We start from the raw sequence: 26107 nt of genomic DNA, 5'->3' as shown, positions 1-26107 counted from the left end.
GTGGTGCAGCAGCGCTTAGTTGCGCGGCGTGACCGAAGCGCTGGGACGCGCGGGCTGGCCGGGACGGGCAGCAGCGGCCGGAGCGGGCAGACCACCTTCGCGCTGCAGGCGCTTGCGGGCCAGCTTGCGGGCGCGACGAACGGCCTCAGCCTTCTGGCGAGCCTTCTTCTCAGAGGGCTTCTCGTAGTAGTTGCGCAGCTTCATCTCGCGGAAGACGCCTTCGCGCTGCAGCTTCTTCTTCAGCGCGCGAAGCGCCTGATCAACGTTATTATCGCGAACGACTACTTGCAAAGGTCAACCGCCCTTTCGAAGCTTGGACATGTGGGTTTGGATAGTGGCGCCGCGATAGAGCATCCCGTCGCCGACCAGCAAGGCTGATCACCGTGGGGCGGTCTATAGCCCAGCTTGCCGGGCTTGTCCACTGACTCATGGATAAAAACCGCAGCAATACGGCGTCTGCGCTTGCCCGACAGGCTGGGGCGGGAAACAATCGGCGTCCATTGTGACAAGACACCGAGTGCGATGATGACCCAAGACCTGCTGATGCTGCCCGGCCTGAATTGCGATGCCCGGCTGTGGCGTGATGTTGTGGCGGGTCTGGGGACGCGCGCGCAGTGCAGCGTGGCGGACCTGCGCGGCCCGGACAGCGTCGCCGGCATGGCACAGCAGGCCTTGGCCAGCGCGCCACCGCGATTCGCCCTGGCGGGCCTCTCCATGGGCGGCTATGTGGCCCTCGAGATCATGCGGCAGGCGCCCGAGCGGGTGACACGGCTGGCGCTGCTGGACACCTCGGCGCGGGCCGACGACGCCATACGCACGCAGGCGCGGCAGGCGGCAATCCGACTGGTGCAGGAGGGTAAGTTCGGGCTGGTGGCACGGACGCTGCAGCCCGGCCTGATGGCCCCACACAATCTGGACACGCCCCTGGTGGGCGAAGTGGTGGCCATGGCCGAGCGGGCCGGGGCAGAGGCCTATCTCAAGCATCAGGCGGCGATCATGGCCCGGATCGACTCGCGGCCCTCACTGGGCGCCATTGGCGTGCCGGCACTCGTGGGCGTGGGCGAGGTCGATGGCGTGACGCCGCCAGAGCTGGCCGAGGAGATGGCAGCGGCCATCGCCGGCGCCAGGCTGGTGCGTTTCGCCGGTTGCGGGCATCTGCCGACGATGGAAGCGCCGGAGGCCGTTGTGGCGGCGATGGCGGACTGGCTTGCGCGCTAGAGCCGTTTCACCGCTTCGCTGCATCGGTGAAACGGCTCCAGGGTCTTGTTTGGTCGCGTTTCCGAACCGCAAAAGCGGTGTCCACTTTTGCTGGAAACGCTCTAGCGCCGGGTGATGGTGTTAACGTGGCCCATCTTGCGGCCGGGCCGGGCCTCGGCCTTGCCATAGAGATGGGGCTGGGTGTTGCCATCCAGACTGCCGGGCAGGGCCAGGACCTCGTCGCCGATGAGGTTTTGCATCACGACATCGGCCATACGGGCGGGGTCGCCCAGCGGCCAGCCGATAATGGCGCGGATATGCTGCTCGAACTGGTCGGTCAGGCAGACCGCTTCCGTCCAGTGGCCGGAATTGTGTACGCGCGGAGCGATTTCGTTGACCATCAAGGTCGGACGTTCACCGGGAACGACAAAGAACTCGACACCCAGGACACCGACATAATCGAGCGCCACGACGATGACCTTGGCCAGCATGGCGGCGTGTTTTTCGAGGCCGGCAGAGATGTCGGCGGGCACGGTGCTGGTGTGCAGGATATGGTGGCGGTGCACATTTTCGGCCGGATCGAAGCTGCGCACTTCGCCAGCGGTATTGCGAGCCACGACAACCGAAATTTCCTTGTCGAAGGGCACAAAGGCCTCGAGCACGAGCGGCTTGGGTTCCAGCGCGGCAAAGGCGGCGTCGGCGTCGTCGGGCGTGCGCAGGACGCGCTGGCCCTTGCCATCATAGCCCAGGCGCGTGGTCTTGAGCACGGCGGGCAGGCCGAGGTCGGCAATGGCGGCGTCGAGATCGGCGCGGGTGTAGACGGCGCGATGCGGTGCCACGGGAATGTTCTTGCCGGCCAGGAAGGACTTCTCGGCTAGCCGGTCCTGCGAAATCGCCAGGGCATTGGCGCCGGGGCGCAGCGGCTTGCGGCCGGCAAGGAACTCGGCGGTGGCGGCCGGGACATTTTCGAATTCATAGGTGATCACATCGACCGCGTCGGCAAAGGCGGCCAGGGCCACCTCGTCATCATAGGCGGCGATGGTGCGATGGGGCGTGACCTCGAAGGCCGGGCTATGCGGATCGGGGCAGAAGATATGGGTGCGCATGCCCAGTCGGCTGGCAGCCAGCGACAGCATGCGACCCAGTTGGCCGCCCCCCAGAATGCCGATGGTGCTGCCGGTGGGCAGCGGTGGGGTCGCTTGTGACAAGAGGCTACTCTGTGTCTGCAGGGAAAAGAGGGACGGCCTGGGTCTGGCGGGCGCGATAGGCATCGAGCCGGTCCGCCAGCTCATCGTCATAGAGCGCGAGCACGGCTGCGGCGAGCAGGGCGGCGTTGATGGCGCCCGGCTCGCCAATGGCAAGAGTGCCCACCGGAATGCCACCGGGCATCTGGACGATGGACAGAAGACTGTCCTGCCCGTTGAGCGCCTTGGAGCGCACGGGCACGCCAAACACCGGTAGCGGCGTCATGGCGGCGATCATGCCGGGGAGATGGGCGGCGCCGCCAGCGCCGGCGATGATGATCTTGAAGCCCTCGGCGCGGGCACTGGTGGCGAACTCGACGAGACGCTCGGGCGTCCGATGCGCCGAGACAATGCGCGCCTCGTACTCGATTTCCAGCGATTCAAGGGTTTCTGCGGCCAGGCGCATGGTGGGCCAGTCAGACTGGCTGCCCATGACAATGGCGACGAGCGGTTTGGTCAGCACGGCCGATTCCCCCATCGGTCTCAAGCAAAGCGCGGAACTAGCCCAATTGTCGCCACACATCAAGGCCGGGACGGCCTCATGCGATGATGTCGGGCAGCAAATAATTCTCGAGCTGGACAATGCGATCCTTGAGCGCCAGCTTCCGCTTCTTGAGGCGCTGTATCAGCATTCGATCGGCAATGTGGGACTGGGTCAGCGTGTTGATGGCCGCGTCGAGATCGGCATGTTCCTGGCGCTTTGTCGCCAGTTCGAGACCAAAACTGGCTTCCTGTTCCTTGGTCAGCGACAACATGGATCGGCACCCGCCCAGACGGCTAAAACTCACCCTTGGTTAACCGATCGCACGGTGATTTGCACCAGATTTCCCGTGGGCTCCAGAAGGGCAGTCGACAACGCGTGAATTATTTGTGACGATGGCTTGTCCACATAGCTTTCTAGGAGTTGTCATGACGACTGAAGGGCATATCGCGGCGCTCGAACGGCGCCACCAGGAGTTGGACCGCCAGATCCAGGCCGAGATGCAGAGTACTCGGGCTGATGATCTGATGGTCAGCGCACTCAAGCGCAAGAAGCTCGAAGTGAAGGACGAACTCTACAAGTTCTCTGCAATGACACAGTAATGCGGCGCAGTATTCCCCGGTAGGGATGAAGGGTCACGGCAGAAGCCGCGGCCCTTTTTTGTTGCCTGGAGATGGGGCGGGAATCAGAGGCCCCAGAAGACGCCGCGCGCCCCGTCCCACACCAGCTTGAGCGCCAGCAGGAACACCAGCCAATAGGCCACGCGGTAGAACAGGGCCATGGAAATGCGGCGCACCAAGGCGATACCGATGAAGACGCCGGCAATGCCCACGGGGATGAGCATGGCCGAGAGCGTCAGATTGTGGACGTTGAGCTGGCCGAGGAAGAAGTAGGGGATCAGCTTGGCGGTGTTGACGATGGCAAAGAAGACCGCCGTGGTGCCGGCATAGATGGCCGGCGGCAGGCGCTGGGGCAGCACATAGATCTGGAACGGCGGGCCACCAGTGTGGCTGATGAAGCTGGTGAAGCCGGAGAAGGCGCCCCAGAACATGCCCCAGGGGCGCGAGGGCGGCAGGCCCTCGAGCTTTTTGCGCAGCGGCAGGATGGCGTCGAGGATGAACAGCAGCGTGACGACGCCGACGAACAGCAGCACGGCCGAATCAGAGACGAAGGCCCAGAGCACCCAGCCCAGGATGGTGCCGACGGCTGCGCCGGGCAGCATGATGGCAATGACGCGCCAATCCACCTCCCGACGGTAGGCAAAGACGGCGATGGCATCCATGGCCAGCAGCACCGGCAGCATCATGCCCGCTGCATCGCGCGCCGGCATCACCAGGCTGAGCAGTGGCACGGCCACCATGCCCAGACTGCCCAGCAGGCCGGCCTTGGACAGGCCGACGATCAGCACCGCGATCACGGCGACCGCGACGAAATAGAGATCAAGGATGGGCATGAAAATCAGTCCGGGAGGGTTCCGTACTAATCGGTACGCTTTGGCGGCGTATTGTCAACCGGCGGCTCGGCCCGATCGGCGCTCATGGCCTGGTTGAGCAGGCCCATGGCATTGCGGACCATGCCGATATAGGCGGTTTCGTCCTCGCGCACGAAGAAACTGTCCTGCAGCAACTGGTTGTCATGGGCCTCGAAGGCCTCGGCGAGGCGCGTTGCCTCCTCGGGCGAGTGGCCTAGCCGCACCAGGACCTTGGCGCCCAGGCTGATGGCAGAGAGAAAGGTCTCACGCTCGAAGATCTCGACGCCCAGGGCCATCAGCTCGTGGGCGTGGCCCCGATCAACGGCGCGCGCAGCGATGTCGACATGGGGGAAGTGGCGCCGAACATTGCGGGCAATGGTGAGGATGCGGTCGGCGCCGCCGACGGCGATCACCACCAGCTCGGCTTTTTCCACACCAGCAGCGTGCAGCAGGTCGACGCGGGAGGCGTCGCCATAGAAAACCTTGACGCCAAAGCGCCGGACCAGGGCGATCTGGGCGGCGTCATCGTCAATCAGGGTCATTTCAAAGCCCTGGGCGCGCAGCATGCGAGTGACGATCTGGCCGAAACGGCCATAGCCCAGCACGACAATCTTGCGGTGCTCGTCAATGGTGTCGCCCGGGCGCTGGCCGGCGCGGCCATCCAGCCGCGGTGCAATCACCTTGTCGAAGAGCAGCAGCAACAGCGGCGTGGTGACCATGGACAGCGCGACGGCCACGCTCATGATGTCATATTGCCCGGCGGGGATGGCGCCTTCGGTGCGCGCGAGCTGCAGCACCACGAAGGCGAATTCGCCGGTCTGGCTCAGCAGCATGGCCAGCAGCAGGCGATCGGCAAAGTGCATGCGGAACAGGGAGGCGAGGGCGAACAGAATGCCCATCTTGACCACGACCAGGCCCATGACCAGGACGCCGATGCGAACCGGCTCGGTGGCCAGCACGGAGAAGTCGATCGACATGCCCACCGAGATGAAGAACAGGCCGAGCAGCAGGCCCTTGAAGGGCTGCAAATTGCTCTCGAGCTCGTGGCGATACTCGCTGTCGGCCAGCAGTACGCCGCCGATGAAGCCGCCCAGAGCCGGCGACAGTCCGATCAGCTGGGTGACCATGGCGGCGCCGACCACCAGGGCCAGGCCCATGGCGGTGAAGGCTTCGCGCACCTCGGTGCGGGCGACATAGCCCAGTAGTGGGCGGACAACGTAGCGCCCGGCCAGCAGGGCACCAACGAAGGCACCGACCACGGACAGGGGCATGAGCCAGTCGACGGGACTATCGAGCGAGCGAACCGCTTGGGTGACCTCGGCATCGATGGCCGCGCCACTGCCAGCGATGGCCAGGAGCGGGATGGCGGCGAGAATGGGGATGATGGCGACATCCTGCACCAGCAGGATGGCCAGGCTGGCCCGGCCGGTGTCGGTGGTGGTGATATCGCGCTGCTCGATGGTCTGCATGGCGATGGCCGTCGAGGACATGGCCAGGGCCAGGCCGATGATGAGAGCGACATTCCATGTCAGCCCGCTCAGGGTCAGCGTCAGGGCGAGGACCGCGGCCGTGGCGATGACCTGGGTGACGCCCAGACCGAGAACCTTGTGGCGCATGCGCCAGATTTCGCGGGGTTGCAGATCCAGGCCGATCAGGAACAGCATCATGACGATGCCGAATTCGGCGATCTGGCGCGTAGTCTCTGTATCGGACACCAGGCGGAGGCCGTAGGGGCCGACCAGCACGCCGGCCGCGAGATAGCCCAGGACAGTGCCAAGGCCAGCGGCCTTGGCAAGTGGCACCAGCGCGATACTAGCTGCCAGCAGGACGAAGATGGCCAGCAGGATGTTGTTTTCCATTCCGCTGACCAGATCCTGTTAGTTGTCGCTGTCGGTGTCGACGTTGAGGGACTTGAGCTTGGAGAACACCGAGTCGGCGTCGAACTCGTCCTGCGCTTCGGCAGGGCGATGGTCGTTGGCGGCGAACTCGCCATCTTCGCTGCTCTGGCCACGGGAGCCGGAGCGGGCCAGGGCTTCCTCGGCCGTCATCAGCAGCGTGCCTTCTTCAGCCTCATCCACACCCGGACCGCCCTTGGATGCGCGCTTGACCTCAAGATCGAGATCGATCTGGCTGCACAGGCCCAGGGTCACCGGGTCCATGGCAGCGAGGTTGGCAGCGTTCCAGTGGGTGGATTCACGCACCGAGTCGATGGTCGACTTGGTGGTGCCGACCAGACGCATGATCTGGGCGTCCTTGAGCTCGGGGTGGTTGCGCACCAGCCACTTGATGGCGTTCGGGCGCTCGTTGCGGCGCGAAATGGGGGTGTAGCGGGGACCCTTGCGCTTGGCGGCGGCCACGCGGACCTTGGGTTCGCTGAGCTTGAGGCGATAAGATGGATCGCCCTCGGCCTTTTCGATTTCTTCGCGGGTCAGCTGGCCATTCTGGATGGGGTTTGCGCCCATGATGCCGCCAGCCACGTCGCCGTCGGCAATGCCCTGGACTTCCAGCGGATGAAGCGTGCAGAAGGCCGCGATCTGTTCGAACGACAGCGCAGTGTTGTCAACGAGCCAGACGGCGGTGGCCTTGGGCATCAACAGTGGCTGGGTCATGATAAATCTCTCCTGCAGGCGCGGCCGGTTTTCCTCCGGGCCGCTCCGCCTCTTTGCTTCGTGCTGAGGGGGAACGCAGCCAATATATGGTTTTCGGCCCCGATCCGCAATGGCAATGTCACGTTTCCCCGGCTGTCTGGGCGCTAAAGCGTGGCGCCGAACGGGGTCACCAGCACCAGTTTGCCCATGTGGCTGCGCGCCTCCATGGTGGCATGGGCGCGATTGGCCGCGTTGAAGGGATAGGCCGTGACCATTTGCCGGGTGAAGCCGTGGCTGCTCAGCGCCGGCAGCAGGTGGCGGCGGATGTGGCTGGCAATTGCCGCCTTGGTCGCCGAGCTCTGCGGCCGCAGTGTGGAGCCAGAGAGCGTCAATTGCTTGGCCATGATGCCGCGCAGCGATACCGGCGCGGTGCCTCCATCGAGCGTTGAGACCTGGACGATATGGCCGCCGTGCGCGGAGGCTTTGATATTGTGCTCGGCCATAGCGCCGCCGACGACGTCCACGACGCGGTCGACGCCTTTGCCCAGGGTGATCTCGAGTGCCCGCTCGGCCACATCTTCGCGCGTATAGTCGATCGTGGCCATGGCGCCCAGGCTCCGGGCATAGTCGGCTTTGGCGGGCGACGAGACGACGGCGATGGATTGGGCGCCCAGGACGCTGGCGATCTGGATGGCGGCGCTGCCGATGCCGCCGGCGGCGCCATGCACGAGCACGGTCATGCCGGTGGACAGCCCTGCCCGCATGACGAGGGTCTGGGTGATGGTGAACCAGGTTTCCGGAATCGCGGCGGCGTCGGTCAGCAGCCAGCCGCTGGGAACCGGCAGCACCTGGCCAGCCGGTACGGAAACGAAATGGGCATAGCCGCCGCCATTGGTCAGCGCCATGACGCGTTCGCCGCGCTGGAAATTGGTGACGCCCTGGCCGAGTTCGACGATCTCGCCACTGACTTCCAGGCCCGGAATGGGCGAAGCGCCAGGGGGCGGGTCGTAGTGGCCGCGGCGCTGGGCGAGGTCGGGGCCGTTGACCCCGGCTGCGGCGACGCGAATCAGGACTTCCCCGGGGCCGCAGACGGGCATAGGGGCCTGCTGGACGGCCAGGACATCGGGGCCGCCGGGGGCGGTAATGGCTATGGATTGCATGGTTGTCTGTGCGCTCATGCTGCTATGCTGGTGCAAGCCGGATTGCTCTGCAAGTCCGGTTGATTAGACTGGCGTGGATTGCACAGGGTGGAGGCCGAAAATGGACGAAGACGAGCGGACGGCGCCCAAGGCCCATGAAGTGGGCATGGTGATCGACACTATGTCGGTGGATGAACTCAGCCAGCGCATTGCCCTGCTGGAAGGCGAGATCGCCCGGCTCAAGGCCGCGATCACAGCGCGGAACGCGACGCGCCTGGCGGCAGAGTCGATCTTCAAGCGCTAAAGCCGCGCGGCGCTTCCGCGCCAAAGCCAGTGTGGCCAGCCTGGGGGGCTGAGCTGTCGTGTGCTGCCTGGCGGCGTCGCGGCTGCGCCTGCGCATCCGTCGATGATTTGGGCATTGCCGACAGGGCGGGGCCGGCAGCGACCATGGCCATCAGAAGGTTGGCAGCGATGCCGGCGGACAGATTGGCCATGGAGGATCCCGCAGAAGGTGAAGAGTAGACTGGCCGCTGCGATCCCGGCGACTCGGTGGTCGGGGTACTGCTGCAGTTGCCGTCTTGTCAGCGGGGAGGCAAATGGGGTCAACGCATCGACAAGCCGCAGGGTTAAGAAATCGACTCCTGTTAACGTGCAATTAATCTGTTTTCGGTAATCTCTAATTATTCAGATTGTTCTGGATTTTGCAGAGTGGTTTCTCCCTCTGTTTGACGCCTCCCTGTTAACTTCGAGAGCGGTTCTTACCGCTCTTTTTTCTTTTCAGGGGTCCGCAGCCTTGCTATCGCCCCGATTTTTCAGTCTCTTTTCATCGTGTTGGCGACACACCGATGACGGCTGGTGGCAATTGGCCTATTGTGGCGCCACAAGCGGGGAGACAATTGCTTGGCAGACGTGACAGAAACCGGATCAGCCATCGCCATTGGCCCGCGCATTGTGGCTGCGGGTGGCTTTGATGCGCTCTATCGCGAGGGCATGACGCTGATCGAGGATGTGGCGAGCTACCTCGATGCCGATGGTCGCGCCGACAGCCGGGTGCTGAGCCGCGAAGCCTCGTTTCTCTATGCCACCGAATCCATGCGCCTGACGACACGGCTGATGCAGCTGGCATCCTGGCTGCTGCTGCAGCGCGCGGTCAACGAAGGTGAGATCACCAAGGAAAACGCCCGCTCCGAAAAGGAAAAGGTGAAGTTTTCCGCCACGCCGTCGGAACGCGGCGGGCCGGGCTATGAGCAACTGCCCGAGGCGCTGCGCAGCTATATCGACAAGGGCGACCGGCTGTTTGATCGGGTGATGCAGTTCGACACGCTCGAGCGCGGCAAGATGGCGGTCGTCGATGCCGGCACCGCCAATGGCATTGCCGACCAGCTGGCGCGGCTCAAGGCTGCATTCGGCCGTCCCTGACCCTAGATTGCCCACCAGCCCGGATCGATTGGGATCTCGGGCAAGAAAAAACCCGGCACAATGGCCGGGTTCTTCGTATTCTCGTATCGGGTTGGCTTAGATGCCCAGGCCCTTGAAGCGCTCCTTGAAGCGCGAGACACGGCCGCCGCGGTCGAGCAGCTGGCCCGTGCCGCCGGTCCAGGCCGGGTGGGTCTTGGGATCAATGTCGAGCTGCAGCGTATCGCCGGCCTTGCCGTAGGTCGAACGCGTCTCGTACTTGGTGCCATCGGTCATGACCACGGTGATGACGTGGTAGTCCGGGTGAGTGTCAGCCTTCATCGGTATCGCCTCAAATCAAACGGGCGCCGCAGCGCCCGGAGAGCATCAGAAATCTGTTGTTGGCGGCTTCATACAGAAAGCATGGCCACTCTGCAAGAGCACCGGCGCGGCAAATTCACGCCGGACAAAGCGGTTGCCCCAAGCGGGCGCTGTGCCTATATCCGAGACGTGGCGCGGCCCGGCGGTTCCGGACCCCATGTCGACAAGAGTGGCGCAGCCCAACAATGACCGAACAAGCCGTTCCCGCGCAGGCCGAGCCTGAACAGATTGTCACCCCGCCCGTCCAGACCGTGCGCAAGCTGCAGCCCCTGCGGCGGCTGACGCCGTTCATCATGCGCTATCCAGTGCGGCTGAGCCTGACGATCGTCTTCCTTTTGATCTCGGCGATTTCCTCATTGTCCATTCCGGCCGTGCTGGGCGGGGCGATCGATGAAGGCTTCATCGAGCAGAACCTCGAAAATGTCGGTCGCTATGGCTGGCTGATCGTGGGCATTGCCGCCATCATGGCGGTGGCGAGCGGCGCCCGCTTCTACTTCATCTCGGTCATCGGAGAACGCGTGCTGGCTGATCTGCGCCAGGCGGTGTTCCTGCATCTGCTGCGGCTGGATGCGCGCTATTTCGATACCAATCGGGTGGGCGAGCTCACCAGCCGTCTCAATGGCGACGTGGCGGTGATCCGCTCGGCGGTGGGGTCGAGCTTCTCGCTGGCGTTGCGCTCGATCGTTACCATCATCGGCGCGCTGGTGATGATGTTCCTCACCAGCCCGGTGCTGACGCTGGCCGTGGTGATTGCCGCGCCGGCTCTGTTGTTGCCGCTGATCGCCTTTTCGCGCCGGCTGCGCGGCCTGTCGCGCAAGACGCAGGATGCGCTTGCCGATCTGTCGGCCATGGCGACCGAGATGCTGGGCGCGACCCGCACCGTCAAATCCTTCACCCAGGAGAACAACCAGGCCGGCATCTATAATGCGCGCAGCGAGGACAGCTATCGCGCCGAAGTGCGCCGGCTGGGCGCGCGCTCGGTGCTGGTGGGCATGGTGATTTTCCTGGGCACCTCGGCCATCGTCTTCCTGGTGTGGTGGGGCGCTCGATCGGTGTTCGCCGGCACGGTGACGGCCGGGCAGCTGACGCAGTTCCTGGTCTATGCGCTGATGGCTTCGGGCGCGCTGACCAATGTCAGCGAGGTGATGGGCATTCTCAATACCGTGGCCGGCGCCATGGAGCGGCTGACCGAAATCCTCGACACCGACGCGACCATTACCGATCCGGCCGAGCCGATTGCCCTTCCGGTGCCGGCGATTGGCACGGTGGCGTTCGAGCATGTCGATTTCGGCTACCAGACCAGCGGCTATGAGCGGGTGCTGACCGATCTCAGCTTTACGGTGGGTGCGGGCGAGACGGTGGCGCTGGTTGGTGCCTCGGGTTCAGGCAAATCCACGACGCTGTCGCTGCTGCAGCGGTTCTATGATGTGGCCGCCGGGGCGATCCTTGTCGACGGCATCGACATCCGCAAGGTGCGGCTGGACGAGCTGCGACAGCGTTTTGCCTATGTCGAGCAGGAGCCGACGATCTTTGCCGGTACGATTGCCGACAATATCCGCTTCGGCAAGCCGGATGCGAGCATGGAAGAGGTCGAGGCAGCGGCCAAGGCGGCGCTGGTGCATGATTTCGTGCTGGACCTGCCGTTGGGCTACGACGCCATCGTGGGCGAGCGCGGCGTGATGCTGTCGGGTGGGCAGAAGCAGCGCCTGGCGATTGCCCGGGCGATCCTCAAGAATGCGCCGATCCTGCTGCTCGACGAGGCGACCAGTGCGCTTGACGCGCAGAGTGAGCGGCTGGTGCAGACGGCGCTGGAGTTCCTGATGCGCGGCCGCACGACGCTGGTGATCGCGCATCGCCTGGCGACCATTCGCGATGCCGACAAGATCCTGGTGCTGGACGCGGGCCATATCATCGACCAGGGCACGCATGACGAGCTGGTGGCCAAGGGTGGCCGCTATGCCGAGCTGGCGCGGCTACAGTTCCGCATGGACGACGCCGGGTAGGTCTGTGGCGCCCGGGCGCTGGTCCGGGGTCTCGCAACGGGCGACCCGTAATCGCCTCTAATCGTGCCGTCGGCGCGATTAGTCGGGGTTCCGCCGTCGCCGATCACCCTTCGGTCAACTTGAACTCGATGCGGCGGTTGCGGCGGTAGGCCTCATCAGTCTCGGCCGGATCGATCGGGGTGAACTCGCCAAAGCCGGCTGCAACCAGGCGATTGGGCGAAACGCCCTTGCTGACCAGATATTGCGCCACCGAGATGGCGCGCGCCGCCGACAGCTCCCAGTTGGAGGGGAAGCGGGCATTGCTGATCGGCCGGCTATCGGTATGGCCGTCTATGCGCAGCACCCAGTTGATATCGGGCGGAATTTCGGTTTCCAGCTGCAGGATGGCTTCGGCCAAGGCGTCGAGGTCGGGGAGGCCGCCGGCCTGCACATCGGCCTGGCCGGGATCGAACAGCACTTCGGACTGGAAGACGAAGCGGTCACCCACCACACGCACATCGGCGCGGCCCTCCAGGATCTGGCGCAGGCGGCCGAAGAAATCGGAGCGATAGCGGCTGAGGTCCTGCACGCGCTGGGCCAGGGCCACGTTGAGGCGGCGACCGAGATCGGCGATCTGGGTGCGCGACTGGGTGTCGCGGCTCTCGGAGGCTTCGAGCGCCACTTCCAGGGCATTGATCTGGGTGCGCAGGGCGGCCAGCTGCTGGTTGAGCAGCGCTACCTGGGCATTGGCCTCGTCGGAGAGCTCCTGCGCCGCCAGCAGGTCGCCCTGCAGACCTGAGATGGTGGCATCCTTGCCGTCGAGCCCGGCGCCGATGCCGGCGAGCTGGCTGGAAAGGCTGGCGTTCTCAGCCTGGGCGCTGCCCAAGGTGGCGGTGAGATTGGCGATCTGGCTGGTGAGGTCGTCGGAATTGGCGCGCTCAAGCTGCAAGAGGTCGGTCAGTTCGGCGATCTGGCTGTTGAGGCGCGCCAGGGCGCTGTCGCGCCCCTGGATCTCCTGGCCGAGGAAGAACTGGGTCAGCATGAACAGGCTGAGCATGAAGATGATGACGAGCAACAGGCTCGACAGGGCGTCGACGAAGCCGGGCCAGTAGTTGGCCTCGACGCGCCGACGAGAACGGGCTCCCGGCATGGGCCTAAGTCCGCCGCTCGTTGTCGCCCTGCGTCAGCACGGCGTCGATCAGCTCTCGCAGCTTGCGATTGGTTTCGCCCTGTTCGTCGATGTGCTTGCGCAGATCGTCCTGTTCGGTGCGGATGTGCTTGACCAGACCATCGATGCCGCGGGCCAGTTCGGCCATGGCGCGAATGGCGTTCTGGCTGGAGTTCTGGTTCTGCATGGAGTTGCCGAGCTTGTCGAACATGGCTTGCATGTCCGGGCCGCCGGCATTGGCCTGCATGGCGCTGACCGGATGGTCGAGCTCGGTCATGGAGGTCATCCAGTCTTCGAGGTCGGTGTAGAAGGCGTTCTGGGCCTGGCTGGTCTGCAGATCAAGAAAGCCCAGCACCAGCGAGCCGGCCAGACCAAACAGCGACGACGAGAAGGCCGTGCCCATGCCGGCGAGGGGGGCTGTGAGCCCTTCCTTGAGATTGGAGAACAGGGCAGCCGAATCGCCGGCTGTCACATCGAGCTGGTTGATGACGCCGGCCACCGAGGTCACGGTCTGCAGCAGGCCATAAAAGGTGCCCATCAGACCCAGGAAGACCAGCAGGCCCGTGAGGTAGCGCGAGGTATCCTTGGCTTCGTCGAGGCGATTGCCGACGCTGTCGAGGATCGAGCGCATGGAGGACGGGGTGATGACGGCTTCGCCGATGCGCTCGCGCAGAATGCCGGCGACGGGCGCCAGCAGAATGGGCGCGCGCACATTAGTGGTGGTGCCATCCTGCAGCGAATTGACCCATTTGACCTCGGGAAACAGCCGCACGATCTGGCGGATGCTGAGGAAAATGCCGACACCCAGGGCCAGGAAAATCATCGAATTGATGAAGGGGTTGGCCCAGAAGAACTGCACCACGGTGTTGAACAGGATCGCGCCGACCAGCAGGACCAGCACCAGGAAAATCAGGATCTTGATCAGGTAAACGGTGGGACTGGCGAGGTGGTAGGGATCGTAGCCTTGCGTCATCTTTGCCTGAACCTTGCCCGAAACGCCCAAATCACCAGGCAAGAGTAGTCAGAGCGGTGGCGAGGGGCAATGCCAAAGGTTAATGCCGCCTGAAGGGGGATGGCAGTGTCACGCAATCATCGCGCTGACGGGGTATGGGGGCGCGTCGTTTCTTCTGCTGGAAAGCCTGCCATGTCTGCCGACCTTATGCCGTCCGCCGCCCGCTATGGCCGTCACAACAATCCCAAGCCGCCGAGCCACCTGGGGACGCGCTATAACAGGGATGGCGTGTTCCTGCCCGAGCCGGGCAACACGGTGGTCTGTCATCTGGTGGAGGGGTCTGAAACCCAGCGCGCACTGATCGATGCGCGGACCCGCTATCAGGCGATGCCCGATGCGGCGTCGCTGGCCTTCACCCCGGTCGAGAGCTATCACATGACGCTGTTCCAGGGCATCCTGGAAGGGCGCCGCACCTATCCCTATTGGCCGCGGGACATTGCCGGGGATACGCCCATCCCGGTGATGACGGAGCGGTTCCTGGAGCGGCTTGAGGGCTTTTCCGGTGGGCCGGCCTTCAAAGTTGCCGTGCAGGCGGCCCGGCCGACGGGTCTGCTTGTCGAAGGCGTCACGGCGGCTGACCGCCATGCCATGGCCAGCTGGCGCAACAATTTTGCTGAGGTGCTGGGGTATCAGCATCCCGACCACGACAGCTATGAGTTCCACATCACCATGGCTTACATGATCGACTGGCTCGATGATGCTGCCGTGCCGCAATGGCAGGCGATGCTCGACGATGTGCAGGCCGATATCGTGCGGCGTGCGCCGGTCATCGAGCTGCGGGCGCCGGCCTTCTGCAACTTTGCCGATATGAACTGGTTCGAGGAACTGGCGGTATTCGCGCCCCGCTAAGGGCGCGAACGGGACAATCCGGCCCTAGTTTATGGGCCGGAGTTCCTTGAGCAGGGCGGCTTGCAGTGTTTCGTTGCCGGCCACGATCTGACCATTCCACACAGAGCCGGTGGTGCCAGCAAAGTCAGACACGAAGCCACCGGCTTCCTTGACCATCAGCAGGCCGGGCGCCACGTCCCAGGGCGCCAGGCCGGCTTCCCAAAGGGCGTCGTAGCGGCCGCCGGCCAGCCAGGCCATATCCATCGAGATGGAGCCGGAACGGCGAATGCCGGCGACGGCGGGATTGATATGGGCGAGCTGGCGCAGCTGCAGGCTGTCATTGGCCGTGCCCTGGGTCTTGATGCCAGTGCAGACAACGGCATCGGCCAGGCTGCGGCGACCGGCAACACGCAGGCGCTTGCGGTCATTAAGCCAGGTGCCGCCACCCTTTTCAGCGGTGTAAAGCTCGTCGAGCACGGGATTGTAGATCACCGAGGCAACAATCTCATTGGCGCGTTCAAGAGCGATTGCCACGGCGAACAGCGGAATGGAGTGCAGGAAATTGGTGGTGCCATCGAGCGGGTCGATGATCCAACGGTGCTGGCCATCGGTGCCGGCCACTTCACCACCCTCTTCCATCAGGAAGGCATAGGTGGGACGGGCCTTCTGCAGCTCACCGAACACGATCTGCTCGGCGCGCAGGTCTGCCTTGGACACGAAGTCCGCCGGTCCCTTGCGGGAGACCTGGAGATTTTCGACTTCCGAGAAGTCCTTGGTCAGGGATTTGCCGGCCTTGAGGGCCGCGCCAACCATGACATTGAGGATCGCTGAACGTGCCATAGATCAGTCCGCCCGACGCAGATAGGTGGTTTCGGTGGTGTCGACGACGATGCGCTCACCGACGGCGATAAAGGGCGGCACCATGACCTTGAGGCCGTTGGCGACCTTGGCAGGCTTGAACTGGTTGGACGCGGTCTGGCCCTTGGTCACGGGGTCGGCCTCGATGACCTCAAGAATGACATTGGGCGGGAATTTGACGCCCAGAGGGGTGTCCTCGTGCATTTCGAGGGTGATCTTCATGCCATCGGAGAGGAAGGCGGCGCGGTCGCCGACGAAATCCTTGGCCAGCTCGACCTGCTCGTAGCTTTCCTGGTCCATGAACACCAGGTTTTCGCCCTGCTCGTAGAGGAAGGTGAAGTCGCGGAACTCGAGCTCGACCTGCTCGACCGTCTCGGCGGAGCGGAAGCGCTCGTTCAGCTTGGTGCCGGTCAGGATGGCCTTGAGCTCGACCTGGGCATAGGCGCCGCCCTTGCCGGGCTTGACGTGATCGACCTTGACGGCGACCCAGAGGCGGTCCTGGTGATTGATGACGAAACCGGGGCGGATTTCGTTGCCGTTGATCTTGGCCATGGCGTGGGTGCTTTCGGTGCGCGAATTGTCGGGGCAGGCCCCGCATGCCGGATGCGGCTGGCCGAATGTGTTTGGTCTGCTGGGCGTGGCGGGCTTATTGCCTCAGAACGCCCGCCCGATCAAGGGTCTTGCGGTTTGGGGGCATCCCCGGACGCGCCAGGCGGCACGTCGGTGGGCGTCGGCAGGGTCGGGCCGGTGCTGGCCGGAACGCTGGTGGTGGGGATCTCGAGAATGGTCTCGGCGGTCGGCGTGGTGGGCGGAACCGAGGGCCAGAAGCGCGCACGCTCCTCGGCCGTGGCCAGATCTTGTGCCGGAATGGAGATCAGCAGGCTATCGAGCGTGGCGTCGTTAATGCCCTGGCGACGGGCGAGGGCGCGCCACATCGCGGATTCCTGCAGGTCGAGCGGCACGCCTTCGCCCACGGCCAAGAGTTTGGCGTAGCGGTTCTGCGCCACGGCATTGCCGGCCTCGGCGGCGCGGCGATACCAAGCGGCGGCGCCCTCGACATCCCGGGTCACGCCCTGGCCCATATAGAGCAGGGTGGCGTAGTCGATCTGGGCGGCCGTCAGGTTCTGTTCGGCGGCCTTGAGGATGTACTCGGCACCCAGTGCAGGATCGGGGACGAGGCCCGCGCCTTCGATGAGCATGGTGCCATAGTCATATTCCGCCTCGGGCAAGCCAGTGTCGGCGGCCTGCTTCATCAGGCTCGCGGCGGTGGTGAGGCTGGGAGAGGCGTAGACGCCCTCGATGTGGAGCAGGGCCATATTGTATTTGGCGGGCATGTAGCCGGCGTCGGCTGCCTGGCTGAACAGAGCCGCAGCGCGGGCCCGGTTCTTGGGCACGCCGGTGCCTTCTTCATACATCAGGGCCAGCTCGAAGGTGGCCAGCATGTCACCATTGTTGGAGGCGAGCTGGTACCAGCCGGCGGCGCGCGTGTCGTTCTGGGCCACGCCCAGGCCCTTGGCATAGAGCTCGGCAATCAGCGTCTGCGCCGAGGCCTCGCCCTTTTCGGCGCGCGGCAGGGCGAGTTCGAGCGCGGTGAGGAAATACCCGCGCTGGAAGGCGCCGAAGGCGTCATCGGTGGGCACCCTGGGGCCAAAGATCTGATCGCTGATGATCTCGGCGGGGGCGGTCTCGGTCGCGGTAGTGTCGGCACTGGTGGCGCCGCTATCCTGAGCCCAGGCTGGCGCCATGATCAGCAGGGGCAGCAGGGCCAGGACAGGCCGGCGCAAGCGGATCATCGGGCACCCAAGGCGCTGACGATGGCTATGGTGGCGGCGACCGGGTCGGCCGCGGTCCAGATGCTGGTGGAGAGTGCGAGGAACTCGGCGCCGCGCGGGTCGACCGTGGGGCCGGCGCCAGGATCGCTGAGCACAGCGGGGATTTCAAACGTCGCGGCCCACCATTCGGCGAGGTCGGCGCTGGCGGGATCGGTAGCGCCATCGAGCGGGCCAAAGAAGACATAGTCGACGTCCATTTCGCCCATGGTCATGGCGTCATGGCGGCTGGCGGTGCGGCCGGCGCCAACGATCAGACCGGGCTTGAGCGCGGCAATGGCGTTCTTGACCGCGGCGGCGCCAGTGGTGATGTGCACGCCATCGGCACCCAGGCGCCGGGCGAGGGCGACATCGTCTTCGAGCAGCACGGCGCAGCCGGCACCCTGACCGATGTTGATGACGCGGGTGGCCAGCGCCTCATAGGTGGCAGCGTCCATGGTGGCGCGGCGCACCAGCAGGGCGGCGAATTCGGCTACATTGAGCACAGCCATCAGGCGAGAGGGGAACGTCTCGACATCGGCAGCGGCGGGGGTGATCAGATAGAACTGGGGAGCCATGTGTCGGAAGCACTCAACGCGGTTGGTGTCTACATGTGTCGCGATTTGGGCGACAAAGAGGACAGTCCTCCAATAGGCGAAGGGGGCCGACGGCGCAAAACAAAATGCGCGCAGCCCCGAAAGGCGCCGCGCGCATCATGGTGACGTTGGGACGTCGGACGCTTGATCAGGCTGCCTGGTCGTGGGCACCGTCCCAGGTGCCCAGGGCCGCCAGAGAATTCATGCGGGCGCGATGGCTGAACGCGGCCTGAGCGGCCGGGAAGTTTTCGCGACGACCGGCCCAGGTGCGCAGGGCAACGTTCTGCAAGGCGCGACCATACGAGAACGTCAGCGGCCAGGGCTTGCCGGGGATCTGGTTCATCGCCGACAGATGGGCCGTGGCCTCTTCGTCGGTCTGGCCGCCCGAGAGGAAGGCAATGCCCGGCACGGCGGCCGGCACATGTTCGCGCAGCACGGCGACGGTGCGCTTGGCGACTTCCTCATAGCTGGGGCGCTCGCGCGAATTGACGCCGGGCAGGATCATATTGGGCTTGAGCAGCATGCCGCCCAGATCCACGCCGGCCAGGCGCAGTTCCTTGAAGGTGTTTTCCAGCACATCGCCGGTGACGGCGGCGCAGCGCTCGATGGAATGATTGCCGGGATCGCCATCACCCACCACTTCGGGCTCGACCACCGGCACGATGCCGGCTTCCTGGCAGAGAATGGCATAGCGGGCCAGGGCATGGGCATTGGCGCGGATGTTGTTGCGGGTGGGGGCTACGTCATTGATGGTGATAACGGCGCGCCACTTGGCAAAGCCGGCGCCCAATTCGGCATAGCGGTGCAGGCGCTGGCGTAGGCCATCGAGGCCTTCGGTGATCTTCTCGCCATGGTCGCCGGGCATGGGGAAAGCGCCACGGTCGACCTTGATGCCGGGAATGACATCGGCGTCGGCGAGAATGGCGCGGAAGGCCGAGCCGTCGGCAGCGTGTTGCTCCAGGGTCTCCTCGGTGAGGATGACGCCGGAGATATAGTTGGTCATGGCCTCGGTGGAGCGGAACAGCATCTCGCGATAGTCGCGGCGCAGGTCGAGCGAATTGGGCAGGTTGATCTTGGCAAAACGCTTGGCAATGGTGCCTTCGGATTCATCGGCAGCGAGGATGCCCTTGCCGGGCTCCATCAGCTTCTGGGCAATGGAATTGAGCGACTTGGACACGTTGCACCTTCAGCAATTGAACCTGGGTGCAGATTAGACTTTCGGCGGCGCGGCTGCGATTAGACCTAGGGTTATTAGACCAAAGGCGCATCTTGTATGGAAGATGCGCGCCGTGCTGGCTCGTGCCATTTACGGGTCTGAATGGCGTCCAGCCACGCCCCCTCTCCGAAGAACAGGGGCGAGGCTGGAGGAACGCGGCGCCTACTTCTTGAGGGCGTCCACGCCCGGGAGGGGCTTGCCTTCCATCCACTCAAGGAAGGCGCCGCCAGCGGTGGAGACATAGGTGAAGGCGTCCTTGACCCCGGCATGGGCGAGGGCGGAGACGGTGTCGCCGCCACCGGCGACCGAGACCAGCTTGCCGTCATGGGTGCGCTTGGCGACGTGCTTGGCCAAAGCGACGGTGCCGGCGTCAAAGGGGTTCATCTCGAAGGCGCCGACGGGGCCGTTCCAGACCACAGTGTTGGCATCGTCGATGGCGCCGATGATGCGCTCGATCGAGGAGGGGCCGATATCCAGGATCATGCCATCGGGGTCGATGGCATCAACGCCATAGAGGCGGGTGGGGGTATCGGCCTTGAAGTGCCAGGCGACAACTGCGTCAATCGGCAGGATGATGGCGCAACCGCTGTCGACGGCCTTTTCCATGATGCGGATGGCGGTCTCGGCGAGGTCCTTTTCGCAGAGCGACTTGCCGATATTGACGCCCTGGGCATGCAGGAAGGTATTGGCCATGCCGCCGCCGATGACGAGGCCATCGACCTTGGTGACGAGGTTTTCCAGCAGGTCGATCTTGGAGGAGACCTTGGCGCCGCCGACGATGGCGACGACGGGCTTCTTGGGGGCGCCGAGACCGGCCTCGAGCGCTTCCAGCTCGGCCTGCATGGCCAGGCCCGCCGCAGCCGGCAGCAGATGGGCCAGGGCTTCGGTGGAGGCATGGGCGCGGTGGGCGGCCGAGAAGGCGTCGTTGACATAAACGTCGCCGAGGCTCGCCATGCGCTTGGCTAGCTCGATGTCATTGGCTTCTTCGCCGGGATGGAAACGGGTGTTCTCCAGCACGAGGACCGAGCCGGCAGGCGCGGCGTCGATGGCCTTTTTGGCAGCCGAGACATCGGTCCAGTCGGTGGCAACAAAGCCAACCGGATGGCCGGTCTGATCGGCGACGGCGGCGCAGACCTGTTCGAGCGAGAAGGCCGCGTCGACCTTGCCCTTGGGGCGGCCGAAATGGCTCAGCAGAATGGCCTTGCCGTCATGCTTGACGATTTCTCGGATGGTGGGGACGAGACGTTCGATGCGGGTAGCATCGGTGACCTGGCCATCGGCAACCGGAACGTTGAGGTCGGCCCTGAGCAGGACGCGCTTGTTGGTGAGATCGAGCTCGTCGAGGGTCTTGAACGTGGCGCTCATAGGTCGTGCCTCCCGGTGAAATAACTGCCGTGGCGTAGCAGAGCGTTGGCAATGGGGGAAGGCAAGTCGTTCAAAAAAAGGGGTGGTTCAGACAGGGATCAGGGTCGCGCGAAGCGCATGGCCGATCAGGAAGAGCGGCAGGGCGAGCAGGCTATGGCCCAGCAATTGGCCCAGATCATCGACCAGCACATGGCGGGCAAAACCATCGCTGGGCCAGGCGGCCAGGCCGACGCGACGGCGGATGACGCGGTCGCGCAACAAGACCACCAGCGCGGTCAGTGCCGGCGGCACGACCAGAAGCCCTGGCTGATCGCTCAGGCCGATCAACACCGGTGCCAGTGGCAGACCAGTCATGATGCGGCGGGTGAGATGGAACATGGTGTTGCCCCCAACGACATGAACAGTTCGGTTTTTAGGGTGATTTGATGACCCGGCCATGACAGCGCCTGCCGGGGCGCAATCGGGCTTGACCCAGCCCTTGGGGCAGGCCGGATAAGGCGAGCGATCAATCCCCAAGAGGTGAGTCGTGATGCCAAACCAACGCAGTCTCAAACATGCCGATGCCGCCCGCGTGCTCGGGGTCTCCAGCAAGGCGCTGCGCCTGTATGAGGATCGGGGCCTGGTATCTCCCGGGCGCACGGCCGCCGGCTGGCGCGTCTATGGCCCGGCCGAACTGGCGCGGGCCGAAGATGTGGTGGCGCTGCGCGGCCTGGGGCTCAGCCTGGGCGAGGTGGAGCGCGTGCTGAGTGGCGACGGGCGCGATTTGGGCACGGCGCTGGCCAGCCAGCAGAGCGTGCTCGAGGCGCGCATGCAGGCCCTGGTGGTGGCGCTGGCGCGGGTGCGCGAGTTGCGTGGCGGACTGGCCCGTGGCGCCGCGCCGGACATGGCGTTGCTGCGCCGCCTGGATGGCGGTGCGCAAGGGCCGTCGGTGGCGTTTGATCTGCCCTGGCCCTGGGGCGGAGAGCGGTTTGTGCTGCCACAGCTCGCCCGACTGAGCTTTATCATCGGCCCCCTGGGCAGCGGCAAGACGCGGCTGTCGCAGCGCCTGGCCGCCGAGATCGAGGGCGGGCGGTTCCTGGGCCTGGAGCGCAATGCAGATGCGGGCATGGTGGCCCAGCAGCGGCTGGATGCCGAGCCGGCGTTGCGCGAGCGCCTTGCGCGGGCCGAAGCCTGGCTGGCGGAGGATGGCGCGACGCTGAGCCCGGCCTTGCGGGCGCTACTGGTCGGGCTTGACGGCGCGCCGGGAGAGACGGTGGTGGTCGACATGGTGGAGGAGGGGTTGGACGAGGCGACGCAGGTGGCGCTGATCGCCTATCTACGGGCGTCATTGAGCACGCTGCCGCGGCTGATGCTGATGACGCGCTCGAGCGCCGTGCTCGATCTGGCGTCGGTGCGCGGCGACGAGGCGATCATCCTCTGCCCGGCCAACCACAGCCCGCCGAGCCTGGTGGCGCCCTATCCCGGTGCGCCGGGCTATGAGGCGGTCGAGACCTGCCTGGCGCCACCGGACGTGCGCGCCCGCAGCGCCGGGGTGAAGGTGGTTTTGCCCGCAGGGGCCTGATCAGTCGGCGCGGGCGAAGAGGCCAGGATAGTCCAGCACCAGGCCGTTGCTGTCGACCTCGAGCACGCGCTCAAAACTGCTGGCGACGGACTGATAGCGGAAATGGGTGTCGTCGAGACGGGTATAGATCTGCTCGTCCCGGCGGACGGCGAGCGTGTCGGTATCGATCCAGGCCATGGCGAAGCGTTGCGGCTGGCCGAGCACCCAATCACAGCGCCAGATGGGCAGGGAATTGGTCAGGGGCGTGGCCGAGATGTCGATGTCCACACAGCCACGCAGGGCCGGGATGGGTTCGGCGCGATCGTCTGACCAATTGGTGGCGCCGTCGCAGAACAGCTCGAGCACCTTGCCGTCGGTGCGCTCGATGCGCAGCGTGCGGACGCGGTCGGCCTCATCGAGCTTGATGCGGTAGAACAAGCCATAGTGCGGCGTGATCAGGGCGGAGCGGATGCGGGTGTCCCGTGGTGTTGCCACCACATGGGCATGCTCGATGCTCTCGGCCTCCAGGCCGCGCCAGCGAAGGGATCGATCAAGGCTCATGGTTCGCGCCTGTCGTGAGGACTGCAATGCCATCATTGCCAAAGCCGGTGGCGCTGACAATCTCGGCCAGAAAAAAGGGCGCCCCGCGGGACGCCCTTTTCGGATTGGTTCGGCCGGGGCCTAGAGGGTCTTGCCCAGCGCGACGGCGGTGTCGGCCATGCGGTTGGAGAAGCCCCATTCATTGTCGTACCAGCTCAGGATCGACGCGAAATTGCCGCCCATCACCTTGGTCTGGTCAAAGGCCAGGGTGGAGGAGTGGCTGTCGTGGTTGAAGTCGATCGAGACGTTGGGCTGGGTGGTGTAGCCCAGGATGCCCTTGAGCTCGCCATCGGCGTACTGCTTGATCGCCGCGTTGATTTCTTCGGCGGTCACATCGCGCTTGGTGATGAACTTGAAGTCGACGCAGGACACGTTCGGGGTGGGAACGCGGATCGAGACGCCATCGAGCTTGCCCTTGAGCTCGGGCAGCACCAGGCCGATGGCCTTGGCCGCGCCGGTCGAGGTCGGGATCTGGCTCAGGGCAGCTGCGCGGCCGCGATAGAGATCCTTGTGCATGGTGTCGAGCGTGGGCTGGTCACCGGTGTAGGAATGGATGGTGGTCATCATTCCCTTTTCGATGCCGAATTCCTTGTGCAGCACATAGGCGACGGGCGCCAGGCAGTTGGTGGTGCAGGAGGCGTTCGAGACGACGATGTGGTCCTTGCTCAGCTGGGCGTGATTGATGCCATAGACCACGGTCAGATCGGCGCCTTCGCCCGGAGCAGAGATCAGCACCTTCTTGGCGCCGGCCTTGAGGTGGGCGCTGGCCTTCTCCTTGGAGGTGAAGATGCCGGTGCATTCGAGCGCGATGTCCACGCCCATGGCTGCGTGCGGCAGCTCGGCCGGATCGCGAACGGCGGTCACCTTGATCGGGCCGCGGCCGACGTTGATGGTGTCGCCATCGACGGTGACGGTGCCGTTGAAACGGCCGTGCACGCTGTCAAAGCGGAACAGGTGGGCATTGGTCTCGACCGGGCCGAGATCGTTGATCGCCACGACTTCGATGTCGGTGCGGCCCGATTCGATGATGGCGCGCAGGACGTTGCGACCGATGCGGCCAAAACCATTGATGGCGACGCGAATTGCCATGGAAAGACGCTCCTTGGGAGGGGTTAGGAGAAGGGAGGCTGGGCTCTCTTACAACTGTGCGGTGACGGCTTCAACAATGGCTTTGGACGTAATGCCAAAGTGGGCATAAAGCGCATCAATCGGGCCGGAGGCGCCGAAGCTGTGCATGCCCACAAAGCGACCCTTGTCGCCCAGCAGCTTGTTCCAGCTCATCTCGATACCGGCCTCGACGGCGACGCGCGCCTTGGCCGAACCGAGCACCTCGGCCTTATAGGCGTCGGACTGCTGGGCGAAGAGTTCCATGGAGGGAACCGAGACCACGCGGGCCGTGATGCCCTGCTCCTGCAGCGCCTTCATGCCTTCGATGGCGATGGCAACTTCCGAGCCGGTGGCGAAAATCACCGCCTGGGCATCCTTGTCACCCGCCAGGGTGTAGGCGCCCTTGGCCGACTTGTTTTCGGCCGTGTATTCGGTGCGTACGGTGGGCAGGTTCTGGCGCGAGAGGGCCAGGATCGAAGGGCGGTTGGCGGTTTCCATGGCGATCTGCCAGCATTCGGCGGTTTCCACCGCGTCGGCCGGGCGGAAGACCAGCAGGTTGGGAATGGCGCGCAGGGCCGACAGGTGTTCCACCGGCTGGTGGGTCGGGCCGTCTTCGCCCAGGCCAATGGAGTCATGGGTCATGACATAGACGACGCGCTGTTCCATCAGGGCCGAAAGGCGAATGGAGGGGCGGGCATAGTCGGTAAAGACCATGAAGGTGCCGCCGTAGGGGATGAGGCCGCCATGCAGGGCAATGCCGTTCATGGTGGCTGCCATGCCGTGTTCGCGGATGCCGTACATCATGTAGCGGCCCGAGCGGTAGTTTGCCGTGAACGGCACGGTGTCAGGCGTGTTGGTGAGGTTGGAATGGGTCAGGTCGGCCGAGCCGGCCAGCGCCTCTGGCACCGCCTTGGTGATGATTTCGAGTGCCATCTGGCTGGCCTTGCGGCTGGCAACCTTGGGCTTGTCTTCGGTCAGCTTCTTGCGGAACGCATCCATGGTTGCGGCAAAGTCGGCCGGCAGGGCGCCTGACATGCGGCGGGTGAACTCGGCCTTTTCTGCCGAAGCGGCCAGGCGGGACTCCCACTGGCCACGAATGTTCTGGCTACGCGTGCCGGCAGCGCGCCAGGCTTCAAGCGTGGCGGCCGGAACCTCAAAAGCGGGGTAGGTGATGCCCAGCGCAGCCTTAGCGCCGGCCAGTTCCTCGGCGCCGAGCGGAGCGCCATGCACCTTTTCAGTGCCGGCCTTCTTGGGGGCACCGAAGCCGATCGTGGTCTTGGCAGCAATCAGCGTGGGCTTGTCGGAGGCCTTGGAGGCCAGCAGGGCCTTTTCGATAGCGTCCTGATCGTGGCCATCGATCTCGATGGTGTTCCAGCCCGAAGCCTTGAAGCGGGCGATCTGGTCGGTGCTGTCGGAGTTTGAGACAGCGCCATCGATGGTGATGGAGTTGTTGTCCCAGATCAGGGTGAGCTTGTTGAGCTTGAGATGGCCAGCCAGCGCAATGGCTTCCTGGGAGATGCCTTCCATCAGGCAGCCGTCGCCGGCCAGGCACCAGGTGTGGTGGTCGACCAGCTCATCGCCGAATTCGGCGGCAAGCTTGGCTTCGGCAATGGCCATGCCCACAGCATTGCCAACGCCCTGACCGAGCGGGCCGGTGGTGGTTTCAATGCCTTCCGCGTGACCGTACTCGGGATGGCCGGCGGTGATGGCGCCGAGCTGGCGGAAGTTCTTGACCTGATCGATGGTCATGTCCTTGTAGCCGAGCAGATAGAGGCTGGAATAGAGCAGCATCGAACCGTGGCCGGCCGAGAGGACGAAGCGGTCACGATCGGGCCACTTGCTGTCGGCGGGATCGAACTTCATCACCTTGGTGAACAGGACCGTGGCGATATCGGCGCAGCCCATGGGCAGGCCCGGGTGGCCGGAGTTGGCCTTTTCGACCGCGTCCATGGACAGGGAGCGGATCGCGTTGGCCAAATCGTTCTGCTGGGCTGTGTTCGTCATCGGGCGTGCGCTTTCTTCAGGGCTGAAAATCTGGGGAGAAGAGGCGCCGTAAGCCTCCTCCCAAAGGCGGCTTCGAGGCATAACAGGTTCGGATTGACTGTCAATGACAGTGCCGGGGCCAGCGATG

Annotated in this window: 28 protein-coding genes; 7 read left to right on the top strand and 21 right to left on the bottom strand. The window is 64.7% G+C overall.

From position 1 onward, the window contains the following. Positions 1 to 15: 15 nt before the first annotated feature. Positions 16 to 291 (bottom strand): 30S ribosomal protein S21, encoded by a 276-nt coding sequence (rpsU, locus tag E8M79_RS17425; RefSeq protein ID WP_137153110.1) that lies wholly within the window; start codon positions 289 to 291, stop codon positions 16 to 18. 234 nt (positions 292 to 525) lie between these two features. Here rpsU and E8M79_RS17420 point away from each other — a divergent pair, with 234 nt between their 5' ends. Further along, on the top strand, positions 526 to 1218 hold the full coding sequence (locus E8M79_RS17420; protein WP_137153109.1) for an alpha/beta fold hydrolase: 693 nt from the start codon (positions 526 to 528) through the stop codon (positions 1216 to 1218). Between the two features lie 101 nt (positions 1219 to 1319). Here E8M79_RS17420 and E8M79_RS17415 read toward each other — a convergent pair whose 3' ends face one another. The 3 genes from E8M79_RS17415 to E8M79_RS17405 all read right to left on the bottom strand — a co-directional run bounded on the left by E8M79_RS17415 (position 1320) and on the right by E8M79_RS17405 (position 3196). Further along, entirely contained in the window at positions 1320 to 2405 is a 1086-nt protein-coding gene (locus E8M79_RS17415; RefSeq protein ID WP_282568114.1) for a 5-(carboxyamino)imidazole ribonucleotide synthase, read from the bottom strand. Between the two features lie 4 nt (positions 2406 to 2409). Beyond that, complete coding sequence (gene purE / locus E8M79_RS17410) at positions 2410 to 2904, bottom strand: 5-(carboxyamino)imidazole ribonucleotide mutase (RefSeq protein WP_171015913.1); 495 nt, start codon at positions 2902 to 2904, stop codon at positions 2410 to 2412. 76 nt (positions 2905 to 2980) lie between these two features. Further along, the gene (locus E8M79_RS17405) at positions 2981 to 3196 is read right to left on the bottom strand and encodes a DUF465 domain-containing protein (RefSeq protein ID WP_137153106.1); all 216 of its coding nucleotides are present in this window, start codon (positions 3194 to 3196) and stop codon (positions 2981 to 2983) included. Between the two features lie 154 nt (positions 3197 to 3350). Between E8M79_RS17405 and E8M79_RS17400 the strand changes: the two genes are divergently transcribed. Beyond that, positions 3351 to 3524 carry a DUF465 domain-containing protein gene (locus E8M79_RS17400; protein ID WP_137153105.1) on the top strand — a complete coding sequence of 58 codons (174 nt, stop codon included), beginning with the start codon at positions 3351 to 3353 and terminating at the stop codon, positions 3522 to 3524. 83 nt (positions 3525 to 3607) lie between these two features. Here the strand turns inward: E8M79_RS17400 and E8M79_RS17395 are convergent, their stop codons facing one another. The 4 genes from E8M79_RS17395 to E8M79_RS17380 all read right to left on the bottom strand — a co-directional run bounded on the left by E8M79_RS17395 (position 3608) and on the right by E8M79_RS17380 (position 8159). Next, entirely contained in the window at positions 3608 to 4375 is a 768-nt protein-coding gene (locus tag E8M79_RS17395; RefSeq protein WP_137153104.1) for a sulfite exporter TauE/SafE family protein, read from the bottom strand. Between the two features lie 26 nt (positions 4376 to 4401). Further along, on the bottom strand, positions 4402 to 6252 hold the full coding sequence (locus tag E8M79_RS17390; protein WP_137153103.1) for a monovalent cation:proton antiporter-2 (CPA2) family protein: 1851 nt from the start codon (positions 6250 to 6252) through the stop codon (positions 4402 to 4404). Between the two features lie 18 nt (positions 6253 to 6270). Further along, a complete protein-coding gene (locus tag E8M79_RS17385) occupies positions 6271 to 7002 on the bottom strand; it encodes a cell cycle transcriptional regulator TrcR (protein ID WP_137153102.1) in 732 nt (243 codons plus the stop codon). A gap of 143 nt (positions 7003 to 7145) precedes the next feature. Then, positions 7146 to 8159 (bottom strand): NAD(P)H-quinone oxidoreductase, encoded by a 1014-nt coding sequence (locus E8M79_RS17380; protein ID WP_137153101.1) that lies wholly within the window; start codon positions 8157 to 8159, stop codon positions 7146 to 7148. 82 nt (positions 8160 to 8241) lie between these two features. On the opposite strand from E8M79_RS17380, the gene E8M79_RS17375 reads away from it, so the two are divergent. Together E8M79_RS17375 and E8M79_RS17370 are read left to right on the top strand one after the other, a co-directional pair. Next, complete coding sequence (locus E8M79_RS17375; RefSeq protein ID WP_137153100.1) at positions 8242 to 8424, top strand: DUF1192 domain-containing protein; 183 nt, start codon at positions 8242 to 8244, stop codon at positions 8422 to 8424. 605 nt (positions 8425 to 9029) lie between these two features. Further along, on the top strand, positions 9030 to 9539 hold the full coding sequence (locus E8M79_RS17370) for a DUF1465 family protein (protein WP_248305081.1): 510 nt from the start codon (positions 9030 to 9032) through the stop codon (positions 9537 to 9539). 96 nt (positions 9540 to 9635) lie between these two features. On the opposite strand, the gene rpmE is transcribed toward E8M79_RS17370, so the two are convergent. Next, positions 9636 to 9857, bottom strand: a complete 222-nt coding sequence (rpmE, locus tag E8M79_RS17365; RefSeq protein ID WP_137153099.1) for a 50S ribosomal protein L31 — start codon at positions 9855 to 9857, stop codon at positions 9636 to 9638. A gap of 224 nt (positions 9858 to 10081) precedes the next feature. Between rpmE and E8M79_RS17360 the strand changes: the two genes are divergently transcribed. Then, entirely contained in the window at positions 10082 to 11899 is a 1818-nt protein-coding gene (locus E8M79_RS17360; protein ID WP_137153098.1) for an ABC transporter transmembrane domain-containing protein, read from the top strand. A 103-nt stretch (positions 11900 to 12002) separates the two neighbouring features. Here E8M79_RS17360 and E8M79_RS17355 read toward each other — a convergent pair whose 3' ends face one another. After that, positions 12003 to 13028, bottom strand: a complete 1026-nt coding sequence (locus tag E8M79_RS17355; protein ID WP_137153097.1) for a peptidoglycan -binding protein — start codon at positions 13026 to 13028, stop codon at positions 12003 to 12005. 4 nt (positions 13029 to 13032) lie between these two features. Next, positions 13033 to 14019, bottom strand: coding sequence for a flagellar motor protein MotA (locus E8M79_RS17350; protein ID WP_137153096.1), 987 nt, complete (start codon positions 14017 to 14019; stop codon positions 13033 to 13035). Positions 14020 to 14190: 171 nt separating this feature from the next. Between E8M79_RS17350 and E8M79_RS17345 the strand changes: the two genes are divergently transcribed. Continuing rightward, complete coding sequence (locus tag E8M79_RS17345) at positions 14191 to 14907, top strand: DUF1868 domain-containing protein (protein WP_137153095.1); 717 nt, start codon at positions 14191 to 14193, stop codon at positions 14905 to 14907. 24 nt (positions 14908 to 14931) lie between these two features. Here E8M79_RS17345 and E8M79_RS17340 read toward each other — a convergent pair whose 3' ends face one another. The 7 genes from E8M79_RS17340 to E8M79_RS17310 form a co-directional block, all read right to left on the bottom strand. Continuing rightward, positions 14932 to 15726: an inositol monophosphatase family protein gene (locus E8M79_RS17340; RefSeq protein ID WP_137153094.1), complete on the bottom strand. Its 795-nt coding sequence runs from the start codon at positions 15724 to 15726 to the stop codon at positions 14932 to 14934. Positions 15727 to 15729: 3 nt separating this feature from the next. After that, the gene (gene efp / locus E8M79_RS17335) at positions 15730 to 16296 is read right to left on the bottom strand and encodes an elongation factor P (RefSeq protein ID WP_137153093.1); all 567 of its coding nucleotides are present in this window, start codon (positions 16294 to 16296) and stop codon (positions 15730 to 15732) included. A 119-nt stretch (positions 16297 to 16415) separates the two neighbouring features. Further along, positions 16416 to 17537, bottom strand: coding sequence for a tetratricopeptide repeat protein (locus E8M79_RS17330; protein WP_137153092.1), 1122 nt, complete (start codon positions 17535 to 17537; stop codon positions 16416 to 16418). After that, entirely contained in the window at positions 17534 to 18130 is a 597-nt protein-coding gene (locus E8M79_RS17325; protein ID WP_137153091.1) for a thiamine phosphate synthase, read from the bottom strand. The genes E8M79_RS17330 and E8M79_RS17325 overlap by 4 nt, the downstream gene beginning before the upstream one ends. Positions 18131 to 18296: 166 nt before the next feature. Continuing rightward, entirely contained in the window at positions 18297 to 19325 is a 1029-nt protein-coding gene (locus tag E8M79_RS17320) for a class I fructose-bisphosphate aldolase (RefSeq protein WP_137153090.1), read from the bottom strand. 201 nt (positions 19326 to 19526) lie between these two features. After that, a complete protein-coding gene (locus E8M79_RS17315) occupies positions 19527 to 20729 on the bottom strand; it encodes a phosphoglycerate kinase (RefSeq protein WP_137153089.1) in 1203 nt (400 codons plus the stop codon). A gap of 87 nt (positions 20730 to 20816) precedes the next feature. Then, positions 20817 to 21107, bottom strand: coding sequence for a hypothetical protein (locus E8M79_RS17310; RefSeq protein WP_137153088.1), 291 nt, complete (start codon positions 21105 to 21107; stop codon positions 20817 to 20819). Positions 21108 to 21258: 151 nt separating this feature from the next. Here E8M79_RS17310 and E8M79_RS17305 point away from each other — a divergent pair, with 151 nt between their 5' ends. Further along, the gene (locus E8M79_RS17305) at positions 21259 to 22290 is read left to right on the top strand and encodes a MerR family transcriptional regulator (protein WP_137153087.1); all 1032 of its coding nucleotides are present in this window, start codon (positions 21259 to 21261) and stop codon (positions 22288 to 22290) included. Here E8M79_RS17305 and E8M79_RS17300 read toward each other — a convergent pair whose 3' ends face one another. The 3 genes from E8M79_RS17300 to tkt form a co-directional block, all read right to left on the bottom strand. After that, complete coding sequence (locus E8M79_RS17300; RefSeq protein ID WP_171015912.1) at positions 22291 to 22830, bottom strand: putative glycolipid-binding domain-containing protein; 540 nt, start codon at positions 22828 to 22830, stop codon at positions 22291 to 22293. Positions 22831 to 22950: 120 nt separating this feature from the next. Further along, entirely contained in the window at positions 22951 to 23958 is a 1008-nt protein-coding gene (gene gap, locus E8M79_RS17295) for a type I glyceraldehyde-3-phosphate dehydrogenase (protein WP_137153085.1), read from the bottom strand. A gap of 48 nt (positions 23959 to 24006) precedes the next feature. Next, a complete protein-coding gene (gene tkt, locus E8M79_RS17290; RefSeq protein ID WP_137153084.1) occupies positions 24007 to 25980 on the bottom strand; it encodes a transketolase in 1974 nt (657 codons plus the stop codon). Positions 25981 to 26107 lie beyond the last annotated feature (127 nt).

It is taken from the genome of Devosia sp. FKR38 (assembly GCF_005222805.1).
Classification (GTDB): domain Bacteria; phylum Pseudomonadota; class Alphaproteobacteria; order Rhizobiales; family Devosiaceae; genus Devosia.
Note: the sequence above shows the minus strand (reverse complement) of the source record. Positions and strands in the feature narration are given on the sequence as shown.

Excerpts from the sequence above, each read along its gene's own strand:
- E8M79_RS17420 (WP_137153109.1), top strand. The coding sequence starts at position 526 with ATGACCCAAGACCTGCTGATGCTGCCCGGCCTGAATTGCGATGCCCGG.
- E8M79_RS17405 (WP_137153106.1), bottom strand. The coding sequence starts at position 3,196 with ATGTTGTCGCTGACCAAGGAACAGGAAGCCAGTTTTGGTCTCGAACTG.
- E8M79_RS17400 (WP_137153105.1), top strand. The coding sequence starts at position 3,351 with ATGACGACTGAAGGGCATATCGCGGCGCTCGAACGGCGCCACCAGGAG.
- E8M79_RS17395 (WP_137153104.1), bottom strand. The coding sequence starts at position 4,375 with ATGCCCATCCTTGATCTCTATTTCGTCGCGGTCGCCGTGATCGCGGTG.
- E8M79_RS17390 (WP_137153103.1), bottom strand. The coding sequence starts at position 6,252 with ATGGAAAACAACATCCTGCTGGCCATCTTCGTCCTGCTGGCAGCTAGT.
- E8M79_RS17385 (WP_137153102.1), bottom strand. The coding sequence starts at position 7,002 with ATGACCCAGCCACTGTTGATGCCCAAGGCCACCGCCGTCTGGCTCGTT.
- E8M79_RS17380 (WP_137153101.1), bottom strand. The coding sequence starts at position 8,159 with ATGAGCGCACAGACAACCATGCAATCCATAGCCATTACCGCCCCCGGC.
- E8M79_RS17375 (WP_137153100.1), top strand. The coding sequence starts at position 8,242 with ATGGACGAAGACGAGCGGACGGCGCCCAAGGCCCATGAAGTGGGCATG.
- rpmE (WP_137153099.1), bottom strand. The coding sequence starts at position 9,857 with ATGAAGGCTGACACTCACCCGGACTACCACGTCATCACCGTGGTCATG.
- E8M79_RS17360 (WP_137153098.1), top strand. The coding sequence starts at position 10,082 with ATGACCGAACAAGCCGTTCCCGCGCAGGCCGAGCCTGAACAGATTGTC.
- E8M79_RS17355 (WP_137153097.1), bottom strand. The coding sequence starts at position 13,028 with ATGCCGGGAGCCCGTTCTCGTCGGCGCGTCGAGGCCAACTACTGGCCC.
- E8M79_RS17350 (WP_137153096.1), bottom strand. The coding sequence starts at position 14,019 with ATGACGCAAGGCTACGATCCCTACCACCTCGCCAGTCCCACCGTTTAC.
- E8M79_RS17345 (WP_137153095.1), top strand. The coding sequence starts at position 14,191 with ATGTCTGCCGACCTTATGCCGTCCGCCGCCCGCTATGGCCGTCACAAC.
- E8M79_RS17340 (WP_137153094.1), bottom strand. The coding sequence starts at position 15,726 with ATGGCACGTTCAGCGATCCTCAATGTCATGGTTGGCGCGGCCCTCAAG.
- efp (WP_137153093.1), bottom strand. The coding sequence starts at position 16,296 with ATGGCCAAGATCAACGGCAACGAAATCCGCCCCGGTTTCGTCATCAAT.
- E8M79_RS17330 (WP_137153092.1), bottom strand. The coding sequence starts at position 17,537 with ATGATCCGCTTGCGCCGGCCTGTCCTGGCCCTGCTGCCCCTGCTGATC.
- E8M79_RS17325 (WP_137153091.1), bottom strand. The coding sequence starts at position 18,130 with ATGGCTCCCCAGTTCTATCTGATCACCCCCGCCGCTGCCGATGTCGAG.
- E8M79_RS17315 (WP_137153089.1), bottom strand. The coding sequence starts at position 20,729 with ATGAGCGCCACGTTCAAGACCCTCGACGAGCTCGATCTCACCAACAAG.
- E8M79_RS17310 (WP_137153088.1), bottom strand. The coding sequence starts at position 21,107 with ATGTTCCATCTCACCCGCCGCATCATGACTGGTCTGCCACTGGCACCG.
- E8M79_RS17305 (WP_137153087.1), top strand. The coding sequence starts at position 21,259 with ATGCCAAACCAACGCAGTCTCAAACATGCCGATGCCGCCCGCGTGCTC.
- E8M79_RS17300 (WP_171015912.1), bottom strand. The coding sequence starts at position 22,830 with ATGAGCCTTGATCGATCCCTTCGCTGGCGCGGCCTGGAGGCCGAGAGC.
- gap (WP_137153085.1), bottom strand. The coding sequence starts at position 23,958 with ATGGCAATTCGCGTCGCCATCAATGGTTTTGGCCGCATCGGTCGCAAC.
- tkt (WP_137153084.1), bottom strand. The coding sequence starts at position 25,980 with ATGACGAACACAGCCCAGCAGAACGATTTGGCCAACGCGATCCGCTCC.